The organism is Burkholderia sp. LFS061, from assembly GCF_047978125.1.
Classification (GTDB): Bacteria; Pseudomonadota; Gammaproteobacteria; order Burkholderiales; family Burkholderiaceae; genus Burkholderia; species Burkholderia pyrrocinia_C.
This window is the reverse complement of the sequence record NZ_JBFPFS010000025.1, coordinates 89,553-102,879: the sequence shown is the minus strand read 5'-3', so window position 1 is coordinate 102,879 and position 13,327 is coordinate 89,553. Positions and strand designations below refer to the sequence as shown.

Genomic DNA, 13,327 nt, shown 5'->3' with positions numbered 1-13,327 from the left:
TGCATCTCGTCCATTCCACGCATCGGCTCATCTGCTCAAGATCATGAACACGATATCTCTAACGCACCGCCCTTCGAGCCCGTTTACACCGTTCCCAATTTCAACAGCCTGCTAGGCGATCAGATATATCGCCAAGCCCGAATTGTATGTCTGCTGAATACAACCCCGTGCGAGTGACGCCAAGGCGCGACAAAACACTCTTCTTTCTTTCGCCGCGGCGCACGTCCGGACCGGGCAGAGATAATTCAATCCGCCGATAAGTCGGCAAATAAACGATCTCGAAGTCTTTTAGAGCCGACGCCAGCTGATCGCGGAGCTGATTAATTCTGAAGTTCTGCTCGGACAATTCTTTGGCCAAACGTTCGCATTGACTCTTTGCAACTGCGTAGTCGTAACCCATCTTTGCGTAAATGGCGGAGAACGTCGGGTCATCGAGAAGTTCCGGGTAACCCAGGGTCCTAATCGAGCCCTCTACTAGCGTTAGGAGCGCCATCGGTTGCACATCCCACGCTTTGGCACGCGCTGCGATCTCGCCTCTGAGAGCAAAGTCAGAAAGCTGTTCTATGTCACTCCGGTAGACTTCGAATTCGAACAACTGGCCTCTTAGTCGGCATGTGATTTTTTCGAAAGTAAGACCGATGAACCGACTGAATTGCCCGCGAAGAAACGCGTCTAAAGCAGCGATCAATGTCGTCTTTCCCGAGCCGTTCCGTGCAATCAAGACAGTCGCAGCGTACTTTGACGACAAGCCAACCGAACGATATCCGTAGAGTCCATCGATAGAAAAATGCTCAACGATTGAAGGTTGCATGGCCGACTGCACCGATCCACCCTGACTGTGGTTTTCCATTTCTATAATTCCTTGTAGGGAATCCCGAGCATACATCACCCCAGAGTTTCGGGAGGCTTCTTCAACGAGTGTCGCTCTCTCCGGCGGTTGCTCTTTGGAGAGTCTTTCGAGGCAATTGCGGTCCGGAGAAGCAACGACGAGTAGCTCTCCCTTCTGCCGATATCGGCAGGGTCGTTGAAAACATGAGAGGGCGATGGGTGAGCACGGATCGACTCGAACGACTCCTTCCCACTAACCTGGTCGTCCCTTGTGGGTCGACTACCGACGTTTGCACTTAAAGCAGCAGCACCCGACCGGCACTCGTGCGTCGTATTTCCGGGTTCGACCGCTATCGCTCGATCTACGTCAGCGCGTAGAACGTTAGCGGTCGTGTGCCGTAGGGCTTGAGAAGGGCGGCGGTCGAGGCTGTTTCCGACGATTGAAATGGCGCCAAGCCGGCCAGCCTTAGCGATTCGAAGGGCACAAAGGATGCCTCCATCCCGCCCATCCCTCTACCTAACGGCCAATCCCCCCCAACTCCCCATTTCTGAGATGCCAGCGCGACTACACTGGTCATGAAGCCTTGCTTCTCGCCCATCGGAGGTTGAACGCAGCACCCTTCGCACCGATGGTCGAAAAATCCGTCTTGCCCAACAAGACGCAGCGAAGGGGGAGAGAGAAGGGAAATTCACGGCAACAAAAAGCGCGGGCCGCATGGGCGGCAACCCATACGACCCGCTGACCACCACCAACTCAACACAGGAGTCGGAAATGGCTGACGCCAATAGTAAGACACGTCGCAGGAAGAACAAACCGGTCGATATGAAAAAGACGTTTGAGCTGGTCCTCCGCAACTACCCGGACCTTCCCAAGCGCGGCTGGCCTTACCTGCCGTGGATGAAGGCAATCGATCTGGATTTCAAGATCTTTGGATTCAAACCGGGCGACCGCGTCTACCTCGACGTCAACTACGTCACCCGGAAAATCACGATCTCGCCGGACTACAGCCAGCTAGCGCTGCGAGAGCAGCCTTACCACGACCCAGAACCGGAAGACACGCCGGCATAACAAGCAGGGGCCGCTTTATGCGGCTCTTGCGGGTGGACTGCTGGTTTTGAACGAACGGGACTGACCGCCGGGGCGATATCGCCCTGGCCATCGCCGCGCATGTCGCGATGTGCGCCCACAGCCAACTTCAACAACTGTCACGACCGAAACGGCCGTGAGTCGTCACTGCGCGTGCCGAAACAATCGGATGGATTCGATTAACTTGTGAGTCCAGTCGCTGAAGGCGCGCTGTTGAATTTCCGCATTCATGCGAAGATTGTCCATCTCAAAAATCCGAGACTGACGTGACCCGATCGACCCCCGAGGGCAATCGAGAATCGACCGCCCACCCGCTTTGGATGCCCCTCGCGCTGGCCGAACTCGGCATCCGCCGCCACCCGCCCGGCAGCATCAACCCGCGCATCGTCGAGTACAACAACCACACGAACCTTGTCGGCTACGACGACAAGATTTCCTGGTGTTCGTCGTTCGTCAACTGGTGCATGACGCACGCCGGCATTCGCGGCACGGGCTCCGCGCTCGCGCGCTCGTGGCTCGAATGGGGCCGCCCGCTGGAGCGACCGGTCTACGGCTGCATCGCAATCCTGACGCGCGACGATCCCGCGAGCTGGAAAGGGCACGTCGGTTTCTACTTGCGTCACGATGACGAATACGTGCATCTGTTCGGCGGCAACCAACTGGAAGAAGTGCGCGAACTCGCGTATCCGCTGAACGAAGTGATCGGATACCGCTGGCCCGACGTCGGATGACCGCACCGCCGCGCAGGCCCCGGGCTCAATTCCTCGCCACAGCCTCCGCCTCACCCGCCGCCTCATTCCTGCTCCACCCACCCCCAAGCGACCGATAAAGCGCGACCGCCGCCAGCGCATGCTCGCGCTTGACCTGATTGAGCGAATCCGAGTCCCTTAGATAAACCTCCTGCGCCGACAGCACGTCCAGAAAATCCGTCGCACCGCCCTTATAAAGCTGATTCGCCAACCCAAGCGCCTTGTCCGACGCAGAAAGCGCGCTATCGAGCCGCCGTGTCGCCTCATCAGAACTGACGAGATTCGCACGCGCATCCTCGACTTCCCTCAACGCCTGCAGCATCGTCTGCCTTAACCCGAGTTCGGACTCGCGCATCCGGCTTTCGCTCTGCGTGATATCGGCAGTAATACGCCCCGCATTGAAGATCGGGCTCGTCGCGCTCAACGCCGCGCTGAACAGGTTGTCGGTCAACGTAGGCAACCCGAGATACGACGCCGCCAGAATCCCGTCCGTCAAATTCAGCGAAAACTTCGGATACCGTTCGGCCTTGGCAACACCCACTTGCGCCGCTCTCCGCTCGACCTGCGCATAAGCAGTCAGCACATCGGGCCGCCGCAACAACGCCTGCGAAGGCAACGTCCCCGGCGCGCCGACCGGCGGCGCGGGAATCTCCCCCGCCTGCGCCAACACGAGCCGATCGACCGATTCCGGCGTCCGCCCCGAATACACGGCAATCAGATTGAGTTGATGCGATATCTGCGCCTGCGTCGGCGGAATCCGCGCTTCGAGCGCATCGAGCTGGTTCTGCGCGCGCGTGACGTCGAGTTCCGTCGACAGCCCGAACGCCTGCCGCTTGCGCGTGAGTTCGAGCGCGTGCTGCCGGATCTTCGCGTTGTCCTGCAGGATCTTCAGTTCCTGCTGCGCCCAGCGCAGGTCGACATACGCGGATGCCGCATCGGCCGCGAGCGCGAGCCGCATCGCATCTTCCGCGTGCTTCTGCCCGACAAGTTCGGCCTGCGCGGCGAGCAGATCGAGCCGTTCGCCGCCGAATACATCGGGCGACCAACTCAGCGCGAGCCCCGCGCCGGCCTGCCGCACATAGCCGAGCGGCGGCGGCGTGTTCTGCCGCGCGTCGGCCGCATGCGCGGTCGCGTCGAGTTCGGGCAGCAGCACCGCGCGCTTCTGTACGGTCAGCGCCTGCGCCTGCTTCACGCGTTCGGCGGCGGCCTGCAGATCGAGGTTGCCGTCGAGCACGGTCGCGATGAGCCGGTCGAGCACGGGATCGTGGAATTGCGCCCACCATGCGGCGGCGTCGATGTCCGCGCGCGGCACGTCGGTATCCCATGCGGTGGGCGCGAGCGTCTGCACGGATTCGGGCAGCGCCGGATGCTGCGCGGGCTGCACCGCGCAGCCTGCGGCGAATGCGCTGACAGCCAGCGCGACGAGTAGCTTTTTCATGATGATGGCCTCAGCCTCAGTGCGCGTCCGGCGGCGGCGCGTTCAACGTAATGGGTTTGGAAAACACGACGGCAAGCAGCGCGACGACGAAACACAGCGACAGCGCGTAGTACGCATCCGCATAGGTGAGCGTCAGCGCTTCGCGATAAATCAGCCGATGCAGGTTCGCGAGCCCTGCCTGCGCGGTATTCAGCGTATTGCCCGCAACAGCCGTCCAGTACGCGGCCTGATGATCGAGCAGCGACGCGATCTGCGGCTCGCCTGCGCTCACGTGCTCGTTCAGGCGCAGGTAGTGGAAGTTCAGCCGGTCGTTGAGCATCGTCGCGCTCACCGCGATGCCGATCGCACCGCCGAGATTGCGCATCAGGTTGAACAGCCCGCTCGCGGATTTCAGCCGCGACTGCGGCAGCGAACCGAGCGCCATCGTCACGATCGGCGGCACGCTGAACTGCTGGCCGATGCCGCGCAGCGCCTGCGGTAGCAGCAGTTCCCGCCAGCCCCAGTCGTGCGTGATCGGCGTGTACAGGTAGCAGCCGAGGCCGAAGCAGATCAGCCCGAACACGAGCAGCGCGCGCATGCTGAAGTAGCGCGCCGCGAACGCATACACGCAAAGCGCGACCAACTGGAACGCGCCGACCGACAGCAGCGCCAGGCCGATCTGCAGCGAGCTGAACGCGCGCACCTGCGCAAGAAACAGCGGCGTCAGGAACACGGTCACGAAGATCCCGATGCCGGTCACGAACGACAGCAGGCTGCCGATCCCGAAGTTGCGCACGGCGAGCGCGCGCAGGTCGACGATCGGATCGTCGGCGGTCAGCGCATGCACGATGAACAGGAAGCCGCAGATGCCGGAGATCCACGCGCAGATGACGATCGCATCGTCGCCGAACCAGTTCTTGCGCGGGCCTTCTTCCAGCACGTATTCGAGGCAACCGAGGAAGCCCGACATCAACACGATGCCGAGATAGTCGCCGCGCTTGACGAGGCTCAGGTCGGGTTCGTCGATATGCACGTAGCGCGGCACGAGTGCGGCCACGGCGATACCCGGCACGAGGTTCAGATAGAACAGCCAGTGCCACGACCATTGGTCGGTGATCCAGCCGCCGATCACGGGGCCGATCGCCGGCGCGAGCGACGCGAGCGCGCCGATGGTCGTCGATGCGATCAGCCGCTGCTTGCCCGGGAACAGCACGAACGCGGTGGTGAACACGGTCGGGATCATCGCGGCGCCGAGCGCGCCCTGCAGCCCGCGAAACAGGATCATCGAGTTGATGTCCCACGCGAGCCCGCACAGCATGCTGGTGATCGTGAAGCCGACCGCCGACGCGACGAACAGCCAGCGCGTCGACATCACCTTCGACAGCCAGCCCGACATCGGGATCACGATGATCTCGGCGATCAGGTAGGCCGTCTGCACCCACGACAGCTCGTCCTGGCTCGCGGACAAGCCGCCGCCGATGTCGCGCAGCGACGACGCGACGATCTGGATGTCGAGCGTCGCCATGAAGAAGCCGACGCACATCAGCGCGAACGCGAATACGCGCTGCTTCGTCGGTTGCGACGCGGGGTCGCCGGAAAACGCGGTGGTCATGGTCGGCTCCCGCTCAGTTCGCGTGGTCGGTATGCACGGTCACGACCGCGGACAGGCCGGGGCGCAGCACGTGCTCGAGGCCCGGCTGCGGATCGAGATGCACGCGTACGGGCACGCGCTGGACGATCTTCGTGAAGTTGCCGGTCGCGTTCTCGGGCGGCAGCACGCTGAAGGTCGCGCCGGTCGCGGGCGCGACGCTGTCGACACGGCCGTGCAGGCGCGTGCTCGACGCATCGAGCGACACGTCGACGCGATCGCCCGCGCGCATCTTGCGAAGCTGGTCTTCCTTGAAGTTCGCGTCGATCCACAGCCCGGAAGCCGGCACGACCGTCAGCAGCGGCACGCCGACGTTCGCGAGCATGCCGACGCGGCCTGTGCGGTTGCCGACGTAACCGTCGACCGGCGAGCGGATCGTCGTGTATTCGACGTTGAGCGCCGCGACGCGCTGCGCGGCGAGCGCGGTGTTCACGCGGGCGCGCGCATCGGCGAGTTGCGCGCCGAGCACGTCGAGCTGCCGCTTCGAGGCGAGCAGCGCGGCGTCGCTGCGGTCGACGGCCGCGCCTGCCTTCGAATAGTCGGCGTCCGCGCGCTCGACGATCTGGTTCGACACGGCGTCGGATTTCACGAGCTCGCGGTAGCGCACGCGGTCGGATGCGGCGCGCGTCAGCTCGGCCGACGACGCGTTCTTGTCTGCCGCGTGCTGGCCGATCACCGCGAATTGCAGTTGCTGCTTTGCTTCGAGTTCGGTCACGGCGGAGCGCGCGCTGTCGACTTCGGCGCTGGCCTGCGCGAGCTTCGCATCGTAGTCGCGCGCATCGAGCTGCACGAGCACGTCGCCGGCCTTCACGCGCTGGTTGTCGGTCACGAGAATCCGGTCGACGAAGCCGTTGACCTTCGGCGCGAGCACCGTTACGTCGCCGCCGACATACGCATCGTCGGTGCTCTCCTGGAAGCGCAGCACGAACAGCCAGTCGAGCACGGCCGCGGCCACGACGACGACGACGGCGCCCACCGCGATGCGCATCCACGGCACGCGGCGTCGCTGCTTCGCGGGCGGGTCGATTGTGGCTGCCTCGCGGGAAGCAGCGGCTTCTTGGGTCGTTTCCATCGATTCACCTATGTATATGCACTTATTGAAACGATCGACGACAAACGCGTCGATCGGGGAAGGGGGGTTAGCGCTCCGGCAGGTTGTGCGTGATCCGGAACAATTCGTCTCTCAGCCGGGCTGCCTGCGCCGGCCCGAATCGCCGTTCGAACGCTTCCTGTGCGGCGAGCCAGTGCACGTGTGCATCGGCGATCTTCGTTTCGCCGTGCGCGGTCAGCGCGAACGTCTGGCGGCGGTGCGGCGGCTCGATCCGGCCCGTCACCAGCGCCGCGCCGACGAGCGGCTTGAGCGCGCGCAGCAGCGCGGTGCGCTCGATCACCAGCACGGCCGACAGCGTTGCCATCGTCAGGCCCGGCCGGTCGCGCAGCAACGCGAGAATGCTGTACTGCGACGGCGTGACGCCCGCCCGCGACAGGTAACGCTCGTAGAACTGCGAGATCCGGCGGGCGGCTTGCCGGACCGCGAAGCAATCGTCATCGATAAGCGTGGTCTTGTGCATGTGCACATGTTAGGGCGCGGGGCGCCACGAAGCGATGGGTGGAGCAGGATCAGATTGGTGTCGTGGCTGTACCAATCGGCGTCACGCCGGCGCGTTCGCGCGCCGGATCAGGCCGCCGCAGGAACAATCCCGCCTACGCGGTCGCAATAGGCGGCCGTGTAGTCGATGAATGCCTTCACCTTCGCGGGCAGCAGCGCGCGGTTCGCGTACGCGAGCTTGATCTCGACGAACGCGTCGACGAGATCGGCGCCCTCCAGCAACTGCACGAGCGCACCCGACGCGAGTTCGGCTTCGACGAGCGTTCTCGGCACGACGCCGATGCCGAAGTCGTGCATCACCATTTCGCGGTTGAAGACGGGGCTGTTCGACGAGATGTCGAAGCGGTACGGCACGGTCAGCGTGTCGCCGTCGACGCGGAACGACAGCGCGGGCCGGCGCAGCGACGGCGATATCGGCACGAACGGATGATCGGCCAGGTCCGCCGGCGTTTCGGGGCGCGAATGCGCGCCCAGATACGCGGGCGTCGCGACGATCACGACCGGAATGCGCTCGACCAGCCGCACGACGGTCGTCTCGCTCGTCAGCATGTAAGGCACGACGATGCCGATGTCGTAGCCTTCGCCGACGAGATCGACGGGGCGCTCGGTCAGCGTGACATCGAGGCGCACCTTCGGATGCGCGCGCTTGAAGCCGGCGATCAGCGGCACGAGCCGGTTCAGCGCGGCCGTCGTGTGCGCGACGAGACGCAGCAGGCCCTCGGGCTCGCGCGTCTGCGTCTGCGCTTCCGCTTCGAGCGCGTCGAGTTCGTCGAGCACGGCCGCGCAGCGCTCGTAGATGCGTTCGGCGGTTTCGGTCAGCGACACCTGGCGCGTGGTCCGGTGCAGCAGCCGGCTGCCGAAGCGCGCTTCCAGATCCGCGACCGCACGCGACACGACCGGCCGCGCGAGACCGTGGATGTCGGCGGCGCGCGTGAAGCTGCGCATCTCGACCACCGACCGGAAGATCCGCAGCTTGTCGATGTAGTCCATGTCCGTCTCCTTGACGCGATGGCGGGGCGCCGGACGCGCCCGGCCGGCCTCGTTACGGCGGAGTGTACATTGACTTTATGCATATGCACATATAAATTGCGGAGCATGAACGACAACCGGATTGCCCAAGCGTGCAACTGCCTCGCGCTGCGTCAGGCGGCGCGCTTCGTCACGCAACTGTACGAACGCCATCTGGCCCCGGTGGGCGTCACGCCCGCGCAGTTTTCGATCATGGCGAATTTGACGCGTCGCCCCGGCCTGCTGATGAGCGAACTGGCCGATGCGCTCGTAATGGATCGCACGACGCTGCTGCGCGCGCTGAAACCGTTGCAGCGCGACGGTTTGGTCGCGACGGCCGCGTCCGAGCACGATGCGCGCGCGCATGCGCTGAGCCTCACGAAGCTCGGCGAGCGCACGTTCGCGCGGGCGTTGGTCGCATGGCAGGCCGCGCAGGACGAATTCGAGACGCAGTTCGGCCAGGGACGCGCGAAGGCACTGCGCGATGAGCTGTTCAGCCTGACCGCGGAACGCTAGGCGGGCGGCAGGTGGCTCGCGCGTTGCGACGAACTGGAGCGGAATTCGAGCCATCGGTCGCTTCAGCGGAGTTCGAAGCGCGGAGTTATGTCATCCATGACCGAAAATTGGTTTTTAAATTGTCCGGATTGGCGATGATCTGGACAGTTTTTATTTCCAGTTGTAGAGTCCTCTGACGGATTTCACGGGCCGGCACCGTCGGCACGAGTCACGAGGAGCAACCGATGCTGCAGTTGAGCGACCGCGACGACGCGATGTTGCGCGGGGATTTCGGCGACGGCGTCGCGCGCGCGATGCGGATCGTCGCACGCACGGCGGAAGTGATGTCCGCGCCGCACCTGATCGACATCACGTCCGCGCATATCGACGGCTGTCTTTATCACGGCCAGACCAGTCTCGATTTCGTCGAGTATTTCGTCGATACGGGCGCGAAGGTCGCGGTGCCGACCACCTTGAACGTCGGGTCGCTCGACCTGATTCATCCCGAGCTGTATCACGGCGACCGCACGATCCAGCGCGATGCGCAGCGCCTGATGGACGCGCATCTGCAGCTCGGCTGCGAATCGAGTTTCACGTGCGCGCCGTATCAGTTGAAGAACCGTCCCGCGAAAGGCGAGCAGATCGCGTGGGCCGAATCGAATGCGATCGTGTTCGCGAACTCGGTGCTCGGCGCGCGCACGAGCCGGTACGGCGATTTTCTCGATCTGGCCGCCGCGATTACCGGGCGCGCGCCGTATGCGGGTTTGCATGTCGAAGCGAACCGCGCCGCGCGGATCGTGTTCAACGCGCCGGACTTCAGCCGCCTGCCATCGCGCGATATCTTTTTCGCCGCGCTCGGCTTGGCTGTCGGCAAAATCGCGGGCGCAATCGTGCCGGCGATCGTCGGGCTGCCGGCGGACACTACCGAAGACGAACTCAAGGCGCTCGGCGCGGCTGCCGCATCGAGCGGGGCCGTCGCGCTGTTCCATGCGGTGGGCGTGACGCCCGAGGCGCCGACGCTCGATGCCGCCTTGCACGGCCGCGCGGCGCAACGCACGGTCGACGTCGCGATGGCCGATCTCGACGAGATTCGCCGCACGCTGAACCACGGCGCGGCCGGCGACGCGCTCGTCGCGGTGGCGCTCGGCACGCCGCATTTCTCGCTGGCCGAATTCCGCACGCTCGATGCGTTGCTCGAAGCGTTCGACGGCAAGCCGGCATGCGATTTCTACGTGAACACGAGCCGCTTCATTTTGTGGGAACTGGGCGAAGCCGGCCTCGCGGACAAGTTCGCCGCGCGCGGCATCCAGATCGTCGTCGATACCTGCACGTACATCACACCGGTGATGAAGCAACTGTCGGGGTTGGTAATGACCAACTCGGGGAAATGGGCGTCGTATGCGCCCGCGAATATCGGCGTGACGGTCGCATACGGCAGCATGCGCGAATGCGTGCGTTCGGCGTACGAAGGAAAGGTGCGATTCGATGATTGAAGCGACGGGCAAAGGTCTGACGGGCGACACGCTCGTGCCGGGCAGCGCATGCGCGAGCGCGTTCGTGCTCGACAAGCCGCTCAGCTTCTGGGGCGGCTACGATTCGGGCGCGGGCAAGATCGTCGATCGCGGGCATCCACAGGCTGGCGCGAGTCTCGCCGGCAAGGTGATGGTGATGCCGCACGCGAAGGGTTCGAGCTCGAGCAGCAGCGTGCTCGCCGAAGCCGTGCGCAACGGCACGGGGCCCGTCGCGATCGTGCTGAAGGAGCGCGACCTGATCATCTCGATCGGCGCGATCGTGGCCGCCGAGCTGTATGCGATCGCGGTGCCGGTGGTGTGCGTGACCGATGACGTGTATGACGCGATCGTCGCCGCAACGGGCGAGGTGCGGATCGACGCGGGCGACGGGGACGGCGGCGCGCGGATTTATCTGGGCGACGATGCGCGTTCGGGCGGATCCGGTTTGACCTGAACGAGCGGCGCTTGCCGCCGGCAAGTCAGGCGGTGACCACGGCGATGCGATCCGTGGCGTGTGCAGCCTCGTTCGCCCGCGCAGTGGCCGCGCGCGGCCCGGTCAGATGAAGCGTACGTGCCGGGTTTCTTCCCGCGTGAGCGAGAGCGCTTGCGTTGCCGCATTCATTTCGCGTTTGCCGCCCGGTTGCGCCAGCCTTCTGATTTCGGGCCACACGATCACGCCGAACAGGATGCGCAGGATCGCACTCAGCACGCACAAACCGATCGTACTCGCGCTGATCAGCGCAAACACGTCGAACATCGATTCCGTGCTGAGCGTCACCGCGGATACGATCCCGCTGACCACGGCGGCGGCGACCACGCAAACGAGCATGACGACGAGGTCGGTCCGGGCGCCGGCGACTTTGGCGGGGCGCAGCAGATAAGCCGAGCCGTCGGTCATGTTGCGGATGCCGTAGACGATCTGGCGATCCTGGCCGTCGGCATAGGCAACATTCAATCGATCGCCGTCGGCGAGGAACAGGCGCGTCGTCCGGTTGGTCCTGAACACGAGAGGGGAAGCGAGCGAATCGAGCTGGAGCGTGATTTCCTCGATGCTTTGCGTGGTCGCGCCCAGATTGTTGCTCCAGACCTTCGTCTCGATCGATTGCTGGCCGATCGCCGTCACGCGGCCGGATGCTGTCTGCATCGCGTGGTTCGTCATGGGCTGCTCCGCTCCACGTCGAAACCGGACGGTTCGCATCGCCAGCTATCCTGGGCTTCGCGTCGCTGCGGCTGGAAGATCAGGTCGGACAAGCCGCCGATGGCGAGCAGGCTGCCCACCAGACTGACGATGGCCACGACGGTGGCCAGTGCCGAGACGAACGCCCAACCCGAATGAAGTGCCGCGGCAGCGATACCCAGGCTCAGCACGAGCAGGCACGACGCCCACGCAAGCAGCGACAGGTTCCGCTGCTTTTGCGCAAGCACGTCGTACGGCGCGATGGCAAGGTTGCCGCTCCTGATCCAGGCGATCCGGCGACGGCCGCGATGCTCGAACGTGCAGGCGCGCACCGACATGCCGGGCTTCAGTTTCCCGATCTGCTTGAACGCTTCCGCGTCGACGTCGCTGGCCGTGACGAAGTAGCAGACGCTCTGCATCGTCAAACGGTATGGCGGGGCCTTCCTGACATCGGACTTGAATCGGATGAGGTTGGTATCGACGCGGTCGATCGTGGCCTCGATCAGGGTGGTGCGATTGGGCATGGGTCGGAGAGGGCGCCGGTTCGCTCGGCATCGTTTTGATGTGGCGCCCATCATACGCCAACGCTTTCGGCCGACCGTCCGGTATTGCCGGGCGACGGGTTGCCCTTTGCGTGACGCTGAAATGCTCGGGCACGCACGAACCGTGCCGCCGATATCCCGGCGTCATTCGCGTACCGGTGCGCCGGTCGCCGCCGGTGGCATCGAACCGGTCGCCGCTTCCCGATACGCGCTCGGCGTTTGCCCGGCCCAGCGCCGGAACGCGCGCGTGAAATTCGCCGGATCGGTGAATTGCAGCCGCTCGGCGATCGTCTTCAGGTCGAGATCCGATGCGGCGAGCAACTGCTTCGCGTCGCGAAACCGCGCTTCGTCGAGCAATTGCCGATAGCTCGAACCGGCTTCCTCCAGGCGGCGCCGCAGCGTGCGCGTCGACACGAGCAGCGCGTCGGCGAGCGATTCCGGGCCGGGATAGACGCCGGTTGCTCTCGCCAACTCCGCGCGCACGCGCTCGACGAGATCGCCTTCCTCCTGCCGCACCTGCGCATACTCGCGCTCGACTTGCACGAGCGCTTGCCGGTGCGCGACTTCGTCGGCGAGCGGCAGCGGCCAGTCGAGCACGTCGTGAGCAATCCACAGCGCGTTTGCCGCACAGCCGAATTCGACCGGCGGCAACTGGTCGCGATAGCGCGCGAAATACGCGGGCTCCGGCCACGCGAATTGCAGCTTGATCGGCGGCGACGCGCGTCCGGCCCATTGCGAGATGTTCTGCGCGAGCCCGGTCAGCACGAATTCGAACATCACGTGATGCTGCAGCACCGGGCTGGCCTGCACGCCGTGCAGTTCGAGCGTCGCGCCGCGTTCGTCTTCCGCATAGGTCAGCCGGTATTGGCGGTTGCGCATCCGGAAGTAGCGTTGCGTGACGGACAGCGCTTCGCGGATGTCCCGCGCGGTCAGCGTCGCATAGCCGAGAAAGCCGTGCACGGTCGGCTTCAGCAGCAGCCCGAACGCGAGCCCGATGCCCGGATCGCCGCCGATCTCGATCGCATTGAGCACGAGCCGCCCCCATTGCGACGGCGCGACGCGCGCGTCCGGTTCGGCCAGCACCGCGTCACGCAGGCCCGTGCCGGCACGCACGGCGGCCAGGTCGACGCCGCGCGCGGCCAGCGCCTGCAGTAGCAGGCGCGTATAGGCGACCGGAATCGTCGGCCGGCGCAGCCCGAGGCGGTCCTTGGCGAGTGGGGAGGTCATGTCATTTTGGCCGGAAATGACAAGCATTA

At 64.6% G+C, this 13,327-nt stretch carries 14 protein-coding genes; 5 read left to right on the top strand and 9 right to left on the bottom strand.

Annotated features, from left to right (window positions below):
- Window positions 1–100: 100 nt before the first annotated feature.
- On the bottom strand, window positions 101–850 hold the full coding sequence (locus ACNQQL_RS21890; RefSeq protein ID WP_347065624.1) for a hypothetical protein: 750 nt from the start codon (window positions 848–850) through the stop codon (window positions 101–103).
- Window positions 851–1,600: 750 nt separating this feature from the next.
- On the opposite strand from ACNQQL_RS21890, the gene ACNQQL_RS21885 reads away from it, so the two are divergent.
- Together ACNQQL_RS21885 and ACNQQL_RS21880 are read left to right on the top strand one after the other, a co-directional pair.
- On the top strand, window positions 1,601–1,897 hold the full coding sequence (locus ACNQQL_RS21885; protein ID WP_034182176.1) for a hypothetical protein: 297 nt from the start codon (window positions 1,601–1,603) through the stop codon (window positions 1,895–1,897).
- 338 nt (window positions 1,898–2,235) lie between these two features.
- Window positions 2,236–2,646 (top strand): TIGR02594 family protein, encoded by a 411-nt coding sequence (locus ACNQQL_RS21880; RefSeq protein ID WP_347065633.1) that lies wholly within the window; start codon window positions 2,236–2,238, stop codon window positions 2,644–2,646.
- Window positions 2,647–2,671: 25 nt separating this feature from the next.
- On the opposite strand, the gene ACNQQL_RS21875 is transcribed toward ACNQQL_RS21880, so the two are convergent.
- From ACNQQL_RS21875 to ACNQQL_RS21855, 5 genes are all read right to left on the bottom strand, one after another.
- Window positions 2,672–4,102 carry an efflux transporter outer membrane subunit gene (locus ACNQQL_RS21875; protein WP_347065621.1) on the bottom strand — a complete coding sequence of 477 codons (1,431 nt, stop codon included), beginning with the start codon at window positions 4,100–4,102 and terminating at the stop codon, window positions 2,672–2,674.
- A 16-nt stretch (window positions 4,103–4,118) separates the two neighbouring features.
- Entirely contained in the window at window positions 4,119–5,693 is a 1,575-nt protein-coding gene (locus tag ACNQQL_RS21870) for a DHA2 family efflux MFS transporter permease subunit (RefSeq protein ID WP_347065619.1), read from the bottom strand.
- A 13-nt stretch (window positions 5,694–5,706) separates the two neighbouring features.
- Complete coding sequence (locus tag ACNQQL_RS21865) at window positions 5,707–6,801, bottom strand: HlyD family secretion protein (protein ID WP_347065617.1); 1,095 nt, start codon at window positions 6,799–6,801, stop codon at window positions 5,707–5,709.
- Window positions 6,802–6,868: 67 nt separating this feature from the next.
- Window positions 6,869–7,300: a MarR family winged helix-turn-helix transcriptional regulator gene (locus ACNQQL_RS21860; protein ID WP_347065615.1), complete on the bottom strand. Its 432-nt coding sequence runs from the start codon at window positions 7,298–7,300 to the stop codon at window positions 6,869–6,871.
- Between the two features lie 107 nt (window positions 7,301–7,407).
- A complete protein-coding gene (locus ACNQQL_RS21855) occupies window positions 7,408–8,328 on the bottom strand; it encodes a LysR family transcriptional regulator (protein WP_072439220.1) in 921 nt (306 codons plus the stop codon).
- Window positions 8,329–8,433: 105 nt separating this feature from the next.
- On the opposite strand from ACNQQL_RS21855, the gene ACNQQL_RS21850 reads away from it, so the two are divergent.
- The 3 genes from ACNQQL_RS21850 (at window position 8,434) to ACNQQL_RS21840 (ending at window position 10,806) form a co-directional block, all read left to right on the top strand.
- Window positions 8,434–8,862 (top strand): MarR family winged helix-turn-helix transcriptional regulator, encoded by a 429-nt coding sequence (locus ACNQQL_RS21850; protein WP_347065613.1) that lies wholly within the window; start codon window positions 8,434–8,436, stop codon window positions 8,860–8,862.
- 224 nt (window positions 8,863–9,086) lie between these two features.
- Complete coding sequence (locus tag ACNQQL_RS21845; protein ID WP_347065611.1) at window positions 9,087–10,334, top strand: aconitase X; 1,248 nt, start codon at window positions 9,087–9,089, stop codon at window positions 10,332–10,334.
- Window positions 10,327–10,806 (top strand): aconitase X swivel domain-containing protein, encoded by a 480-nt coding sequence (locus ACNQQL_RS21840; protein ID WP_347065608.1) that lies wholly within the window; start codon window positions 10,327–10,329, stop codon window positions 10,804–10,806. Before ACNQQL_RS21845 ends, ACNQQL_RS21840 begins: the two co-directional genes overlap by 8 nt.
- A gap of 102 nt (window positions 10,807–10,908) precedes the next feature.
- Here the strand turns inward: ACNQQL_RS21840 and ACNQQL_RS21835 are convergent, their stop codons facing one another.
- From ACNQQL_RS21835 to ACNQQL_RS21825, 3 genes are all read right to left on the bottom strand, one after another.
- Window positions 10,909–11,511, bottom strand: a complete 603-nt coding sequence (locus tag ACNQQL_RS21835; protein WP_347065606.1) for a hypothetical protein — start codon at window positions 11,509–11,511, stop codon at window positions 10,909–10,911.
- On the bottom strand, window positions 11,508–12,053 hold the full coding sequence (locus ACNQQL_RS21830; protein WP_347065604.1) for a hypothetical protein: 546 nt from the start codon (window positions 12,051–12,053) through the stop codon (window positions 11,508–11,510). Before ACNQQL_RS21830 ends, ACNQQL_RS21835 begins: the two co-directional genes overlap by 4 nt.
- A gap of 162 nt (window positions 12,054–12,215) precedes the next feature.
- Window positions 12,216–13,325, bottom strand: coding sequence for an AraC family transcriptional regulator (locus ACNQQL_RS21825; RefSeq protein WP_347065602.1), 1,110 nt, complete (start codon window positions 13,323–13,325; stop codon window positions 12,216–12,218).
- Between the last annotated feature and the right edge of the window lie 2 nt (window positions 13,326–13,327).

What these genes read in the sequence shown, in the direction of transcription:
- ACNQQL_RS21875 (WP_347065621.1), bottom strand. Translation starts at nt 4,102, where the DNA reads ATGAAAAAGCTACTCGTCGCGCTGGCTGTCAGCGCATTCGCCGCAGGC.
- ACNQQL_RS21865 (WP_347065617.1), bottom strand. Translation starts at nt 6,801, where the DNA reads ATGGAAACGACCCAAGAAGCCGCTGCTTCCCGCGAGGCAGCCACAATC.
- ACNQQL_RS21850 (WP_347065613.1), top strand. Translation starts at nt 8,434, where the DNA reads ATGAACGACAACCGGATTGCCCAAGCGTGCAACTGCCTCGCGCTGCGT.
- ACNQQL_RS21840 (WP_347065608.1), top strand. Translation starts at nt 10,327, where the DNA reads ATGATTGAAGCGACGGGCAAAGGTCTGACGGGCGACACGCTCGTGCCG.
- ACNQQL_RS21890 (WP_347065624.1), bottom strand. Translation starts at nt 850, where the DNA reads ATGGAAAACCACAGTCAGGGTGGATCGGTGCAGTCGGCCATGCAACCT.
- ACNQQL_RS21835 (WP_347065606.1), bottom strand. Translation starts at nt 11,511, where the DNA reads ATGACGAACCACGCGATGCAGACAGCATCCGGCCGCGTGACGGCGATC.
- ACNQQL_RS21855 (WP_072439220.1), bottom strand. Translation starts at nt 8,328, where the DNA reads ATGGACTACATCGACAAGCTGCGGATCTTCCGGTCGGTGGTCGAGATG.
- ACNQQL_RS21860 (WP_347065615.1), bottom strand. Translation starts at nt 7,300, where the DNA reads ATGCACAAGACCACGCTTATCGATGACGATTGCTTCGCGGTCCGGCAA.
- ACNQQL_RS21825 (WP_347065602.1), bottom strand. Translation starts at nt 13,325, where the DNA reads ATGCTTGTCATTTCCGGCCAAAATGACATGACCTCCCCACTCGCCAAG.
- ACNQQL_RS21885 (WP_034182176.1), top strand. Translation starts at nt 1,601, where the DNA reads ATGGCTGACGCCAATAGTAAGACACGTCGCAGGAAGAACAAACCGGTC.
- ACNQQL_RS21845 (WP_347065611.1), top strand. Translation starts at nt 9,087, where the DNA reads ATGCTGCAGTTGAGCGACCGCGACGACGCGATGTTGCGCGGGGATTTC.
- ACNQQL_RS21830 (WP_347065604.1), bottom strand. Translation starts at nt 12,053, where the DNA reads ATGCCCAATCGCACCACCCTGATCGAGGCCACGATCGACCGCGTCGAT.
- ACNQQL_RS21870 (WP_347065619.1), bottom strand. Translation starts at nt 5,693, where the DNA reads ATGACCACCGCGTTTTCCGGCGACCCCGCGTCGCAACCGACGAAGCAG.
- ACNQQL_RS21880 (WP_347065633.1), top strand. Translation starts at nt 2,236, where the DNA reads ATGCCCCTCGCGCTGGCCGAACTCGGCATCCGCCGCCACCCGCCCGGC.